Annotated in this window: 4 protein-coding genes and 1 pseudogene; 2 read left to right on the top strand and 3 right to left on the bottom strand. The window is 74.0% G+C overall.

Annotated features, from left to right (window positions below):
• A partial coding sequence (locus tag CUT44_RS00830; protein ID WP_332888243.1) for a pirin-like C-terminal cupin domain-containing protein occupies positions 1-371 on the top strand: 371 nt, incomplete at its 5' end.
• Between the two features lie 75 nt (positions 372-446).
• Here the strand turns inward: CUT44_RS00830 and CUT44_RS00825 are convergent.
• Entirely contained in the window at positions 447-2,657 is a 2,211-nt protein-coding gene (locus tag CUT44_RS00825) for an MMPL family transporter (RefSeq protein ID WP_158239549.1), read from the bottom strand.
• A 340-nt stretch (positions 2,658-2,997) separates the two neighbouring features.
• Complete coding sequence (locus CUT44_RS00820) at positions 2,998-4,155, bottom strand: sensor histidine kinase (protein ID WP_100200135.1); 1,158 nt, start codon at positions 4,153-4,155, stop codon at positions 2,998-3,000.
• A gap of 240 nt (positions 4,156-4,395) precedes the next feature.
• Between CUT44_RS00820 and CUT44_RS00815 the strand changes: the two genes are divergently transcribed.
• Positions 4,396-5,040, top strand: a complete 645-nt coding sequence (locus CUT44_RS00815) for a LuxR C-terminal-related transcriptional regulator (RefSeq protein WP_100200134.1) — start codon at positions 4,396-4,398, stop codon at positions 5,038-5,040.
• A gap of 89 nt (positions 5,041-5,129) precedes the next feature.
• On the opposite strand, the pseudogene CUT44_RS00810 reads toward CUT44_RS00815, so the two are convergent.
• Positions 5,130-5,505 (bottom strand): annotated as a pseudogene (locus CUT44_RS00810) (thioredoxin family protein).
• Between the last annotated feature and the right edge of the window lie 495 nt (positions 5,506-6,000).

Genomic DNA, 6,000 nt, shown 5'->3' with positions numbered 1-6,000 from the left:
TGGACCTGCGCGCACCGGCCACGGTGCCGCTGCGCACCGGCTTCGAGTACGCGCTGATCGTCCTGACGGGCGCCGTCGCCGTCCACGGGCAGCCGCTGCGCCCCGGCAGGCTCGGCTACCTGGGCGAGGGCCGCGACGAGCTCCGCGTCGAGGCGCGCGAACCGGCCCGGGCGATCCTGCTGGGCGGGAAACCGTTCGAGGAACCGATCCTGATGTGGTGGAACTTCGTCGGCCGCACCCGGGAGGAGATCGACGCCGCCCACGCCTCCTGGGCCGCGCGGGACGACCGGTTCGGCCGGGTGGACTCCGCCCTGCCGCGCATCCCGGTCGCCGCACCCCCCTACTGGCAGCGGGGAGGGGAGCGGCGGTGACCGGGCCCCGGCGCGGACCCGCTGCCGGGGCCGGGCCGGACCGCGGCCGCCGGTGGCGGCGGTCACTCGCGTGACCTACCGGTGGCCGGCCGCGGTTTCCCGGACGTCCGTGGCGGGGAGGGCGCCGTGCCTGTGCGCCGGCGCCCTCCCTTCCACGTCGATGCCGGGCAGGATCCGGTCGAGCCGGCGCGGCAGGTGCCAGGCCCGGTCGCCCAGCAGGGCGAGCACGGCGGGGACGAGCGCCATGCGGACGACGAAGGCGTCGAGGAGCACGGCGACGGCCAGTCCGAAGCCGAGCGTCTTGATCATGGTGTCCTCGGCGCTGACGAAGCCGGAGAAGACCGCCGTCATGATCAGCGCGGCGGCGGTGACCACCCGGGCGTTGGCGCGGAATCCGGAGACCACCGCCTGCCCGGACCGGTCGCCGTGGACGTGGGCCTCCCGGATCCGCGAGACCAGGAAGACCTCGTAGTCCATCGCCAGACCGAACATGATGCCCACCAGGAAGACCGGCATCATGCTCATGATGGGACCGGTCTGTTCCACGCCGAGCAGTGCGGCGCCGTGGCCCTCCTGGAAGACCAGGACGACGGCGCCCAGGGCCGCGAGGACGGAGAGCAGGTAGCCCAGGGCGGCCTTGAGGGGGACGAGGAGGGAGCGGAAGACCAACAGGAGGAGCACGACGGCCAGGCCGACCACGACCGCCAGATACGGCACCAGGGCGGACTGGATCCTCCCCGCGATGTCGATGTCCATCGCGGTGGAGCCGGTGACCTCGAAGCTCGCCCCGGCCCGCGCCTCGATGCCGGGGCGCCTATCGCGGACGGTGTTGACCAGGTCGATCGTCCTGCTGTCGTTGGGGCCGGTGGAGGGGACCGCGGAGAACACCGCGGTGTCGCCGGCCTCGTTGAAGCCGGCGGGGGACACGGAGACGATCCCGTCGGTGGCGCCGATCCCGTCCCTGATCGCCGACACGGCGCGCCGGGGGTCCGTGGTGCCCCTCGCGTCCACGACGACGGTCAGCGGCCCGTTGAAGCCGGGGCCGAAGCCCTCGGCCAGCGCGTCGTACGCGCGGCGCTCGGTGTGGGCGGCGGGCTTGGCCTCGTCCCCCGGCATGCCGAGCCGGAGGTCCGCCACCGGGAGGGCGAGTGCGCCCAGTGCCGCGGTGCCCAGCAGCAGCACGGGCAGCGGACGGCGGACCACCAGGCGGGCCCAGCGGCTGCCGCCGTTGTCCTCCGCGGCGGTGCGGTCGCGCCCCCTCCCCTTGCGGACCGCGCTGGAGAGCACGGCGTCGGGCCAGAATCCGAACAGGGCCGGAAGCAGGGTCAGGCAGACCAGGACGGCGACCAGGACGGCGCCGGCGGCGCTCAGGCCCATCTCCGTGAGCAGCGGGATGTTCACGACCGACAGTCCCGCCAGGGCGATGACGACCGTCAGGCCGGCGAAGACGACCGCGGATCCGGCGGATCCGGCGGCGAGCCCGGCGGCCTCGCGGGGAGCGTGCCCCCCGGCTCGTTCCTCCCGGTAGCGGGAGACGATGAACAGGGCGTAGTCGATGCCGCAGGCCAGGCCGAGCATCACGGCGAGCGTGCCGGCCGTGTCGGCCAGGCCGAAGACGCCGGCCAGCGCGAGGATCGCGGCCATGCTGACGCCGACGCCCAGGAGCGCGGTCAGCAACGGCAGCCCGGCTGCGGCCATGGAGCCGAAGGTGATCAGCAGGACCACCGCGGCCACGGCCATGCCCACGGCTTCCGCCTCCCCGCCCGAAGAGGGCTCGGTGGCCAGGGCGTCCCCGCCGACCTCGACGGTCAGACCCGCGTCCCGCGCCTGTTCGACGGCGTGCTTCAGGTGCTCCCTGCTCTCGTCGCCGAGGTCGGCGGCCCTGTCCCGGAAGGTGACGGTGGCGTAGGCCGTCGAGCCGTCCGCACTGACCGAACCGGTCCGGAAGGGATCGGCCGCGGCGGCCACCCCGGGGCCGTCGGCGGCCTCGTCCACCAACCGCCCGATGGCGGCCCTGTGGTCGGCGGCCGTGACCTTCTCCCCCTCCGGGGCGACGAAGACGACCCGCGCCACCGCCCCGCGGGTCGCGGTGTCCGGAAAGCGCTCCTCCAGCAGATCGAACGCTCTCTGCGACTCGACGCCGGGCATGACGAAGCCGTCGTCCTCGGAAGCGGGCGCGGTGGCGCCGGCGAAACCGACGGCGCCCAGGACCGCCACCCACAGCAGGGTGACCGCCCAGCGCCTGCGGAAGGCCGCACGGCCCATGCGGTACAGGAAAGTTGCCATGGCGGGAGAGAAGCCTCCACATCAACGGTGCGGAAAGATCGGGAAGAGAGGCGTCACCGTCCGCTCCGGCGCACATCCGGAGGGCCTGCCCCTGTGGTCTCCACCATCCCGTTCTCCGCACACCGCGACGAGGGAGTGCCCTCCCCGACCGGTGGTGTAGTCCGCTACACCACCGGAGGCCCGGCGGCGGGTCCCCCGCATGCTCTCGGCATCCTGCCGGGCCGCTGCTGCGCGCTGCCGGACAGGTGCGCGAGCGGGGGAGGGCACGGGTGCGGCGGCAGCGCCGTGCCCGTCGCGTCCACGCCGGTGGCACACGGCACGCCCCCGGAACCCCCGGCGCTCACCACACGCACGGGAGTTCCACGACCACCGTGGTCGGTCCTCCCGGGGGACTGGTCACCGCGACCGTGCCGTCCAGCGCGGCCGCCCGGCGGCGGATGCCGAGCAGCCCGGTGCCGCCCGCCTCGTCCGCGCCGCCCCGGCCCTCGTCCTCGACGACCGCCCGCAGCCCGGTGCGCAGGCGCTCCAGCCGTACCGTCGCCCGCTCGGACCCGCTGTGCCTGGCCGCGTTGGTGAGTGCCTCGGCCACCGCGAAGTAGGCGGCCGCCTCCACCGCGGCCGGAGCCCGCCCGTCGGTCTCCGCCAGCCCGTCCGCCCGCACGGTCACGTCGAGTCCGCTGCTGGCCGCTAGGGCCCGTACGGCACCGACCAGGCCGCGGTCGGTGAGGATGGGCGGATGGATGCCGCGGACCACGTGCCGCAGTTCGGCCAGCGCCTCCTCCGCGTGGACGTGGGCCTCGTCCAGGAACGCGCGCACGGCGGTGGGGTCGTGCTCGTAGGCGCGCTTGACGAGTCCGATACGCAGGGACAGCGAGACCAGCCGCGCCTGGACGCCGTCGTGCAGGTCGCGTTCGATGCGGCGCAGTTCGGCGCCGTGCGCGGCGATCGCGTCCGCCCGCGTCTCGGCGAGTTCCTCGACCCGGGCGGTGAGCAGCGCCTCCGGGGAGGGCCTGAGCAGCGCCTGCGACCACCGGGCGTCCAGGTCGGCCAGCCGGCCGATCAGCGGCAGCACCACCGCCCTCCGGCGCAGCAGACCGCTCCACACCCCGTCGACGGCCAGGCCGAGCGGCCACAGCGGCACGGCCAGTACGAACAGCAGCGTGCCGTAGCCGGAGTGCGCGGCCATCCAGCGCAGGTCACGCCGGGTGCCGGGGTCGCCGAGCACGCCCCGCAGGCGCTCCCGCAGCCCGGCGGGGACCGGCCGGTACGCCTCCGGAATCCTCCGGCCCGTCCAGGCGGCCGTCTGGATCCGCTTGGCTCCGGCGACGCGGCGGACCAGCAGCACCGTCTCGGGCAGCAGCCACAGCCCGAACCCCGCGAAGGAGCCCAGGACCGCGATCAGCAGCACGCCGCCGAGGAACTGCGCGCCGAGGACCAGGGTCACCGTCGCCGCCAGATGACCGGTGGCCGAAGCGGCCCTGCCGATGGTTTCCCGCATGCCGGCCCAGCCTAGGCGGGACCGGCCCGCCCCCGCGGGGGAGCACACCCCCGTGCCGGTGGTGGAGCGGGCTCCACCGGCAGCGGTGCGGCCGGGTGCCTGGCGGGGCGCCCGCCGGTACCGCGCGGGTTTCCCGGTGCGGCGGGCCCCCGGGCCGGCCGCCCGGGGCCGGGTAACCTCCTGTTCCGGTTTCCGGCCGTACTTTCCGTCCGGGACGGCCACGACCGTGAGGGAGCTGCCGTGCGCGTGGTGATCGCCGAGGACAACACCCTGCTCCGGGAGGGGCTGGTGCTGCTGCTGGCGTCGGCTGGGCACGAGGTGGCGGCCGTCGCCGGTGCCGGGCCGGAGATCCTGCCGGCCCTGCTGGAGCACCGCCCGGACGTGGCCGTGCTCGACGTGCGGATGCCGCCGGGCTTCCGCGACGAGGGGCTGCGGGCCGCTCTGGAGGCCAGGGCCAGGATCCCCGGACTGCCGGTGCTGGTGCTCTCGCAGTACGTGGAGGAGACCTACGCCGCCGAGCTGCTGGAGGGCGGCGCCGGCGGGGTCGGCTACCTGCTGAAGGACCGGGTGGGCCGCGTGGACGAGTTCCTGGAGGCGCTGGAGCGTGTCGCGGACGGCGGCACGGCCCTGGATTCGGAGGTGGTCGGCGAGTTGCTGACGCGCCGGCGCGGCTCGCCGCTGGACTCCCTGACCCCGCGCGAGAGGGAGGTCCTGAAGCTCATGGCCGAGGGGCACGACAACGCCACCATCGCCAGGACGCTCGTCATTACGGAGCGCTCGGTCAGCAAGCACATCGGCAACGTCTTCCTGAAGCTCGGCCTGCCCCAGAGCGACAGCGGCCACCGCCGGGTGCTCGCGGTACTGGCCTACCTGAACAACCGGTGAGCGTCCGGTCCGGCCGGTGCGGCACCGCACCGGCCGTCCGTACGGGCCCGGCGGGTGCCGGGCGGGTGCTTCCCCCGCCTCAGTCCCCCTCAGCCCTCGTCGCCGGACTGCTGGGCGGCGACGGAGGCGTGCACCTCCTCCATGTCCAGCCCGCGGACGGCGTCGATCACCTGTTCCAGGGCCTGGGCGGGCAGGGCGCCGGGCTGGGCGAAGACGAGGACACCCTCGCGGAAAGGCCATCGGCGTGGGGATCGAGGTGATGTCCGCGGCGGCGGCCAGGGCCTGCTCCGCCTCGGTGTCGACCTTGCCGAAGACGATGTCGGAGTGGGCCTCGGAGACCTTCTCGTAGACGGGGGCGAACATCCGGCACGAACCGCGCCAGGAGGCCCAGAAGTCGACGAGGACGATGTCGTTCTCGTTGACCGTCCTCTCGAAGTCCGTGGCGGTCAGAGCGACGGTGCTCATGCGTGGGTCCTTCCGTTGGGTCCGGCCAGGGGGTCTGTCAAACGAGCGGCCCTGTCTTACTTCCGGTGGTGACGGAGCGTAAGAGTTGGGCGGTGCTGCCTGCAGAGAGTGTGACCGGCGCTCCGACCTCGACAGTTCGGACGGACGGCAGCGCACCGAAGTCGTTGGGCTTGGCGCGCCTGACTCTTACGGACAGACGCCGAGCCGATCAGCCGGTACCGGGCAACGATCGTTACGGTGCACGGACCTGCGGGTTCTGGACGAGCTGGAGAAGCTCGTGCCCCAGCTCGCGCGCTTCGGTCTGCAGGTACCGGATGCGCTGGGCTGTGGATCGCACGGCGCGGATGGTCATGCGGTGCTCTGTGGACAGCGCGGGGCGGTCGCGGAGGCTGGCGCAGCGTGTGACCTGCTGTAGTCGACTCAGGCGACGAAGTTCGGTGCGGAGGTCGTCCGGGGCGGAGATGATCAGGGCCTTGAGCTGGTTGACGGCCGCAG

Source organism: Streptomyces carminius (assembly GCF_002794255.1).
GTDB lineage: Bacteria > Actinomycetota > Actinomycetes > Streptomycetales > Streptomycetaceae > Streptomyces > Streptomyces carminius.
This window is presented reverse-complemented; position numbering and strand designations above follow the sequence as displayed.

What these genes read in the sequence shown, in the direction of transcription:
- CUT44_RS00825 (WP_158239549.1), bottom strand. Translation starts at nt 2,657, where the DNA reads ATGGCAACTTTCCTGTACCGCATGGGCCGTGCGGCCTTCCGCAGGCGC.
- CUT44_RS00820 (WP_100200135.1), bottom strand. Translation starts at nt 4,155, where the DNA reads ATGCGGGAAACCATCGGCAGGGCCGCTTCGGCCACCGGTCATCTGGCG.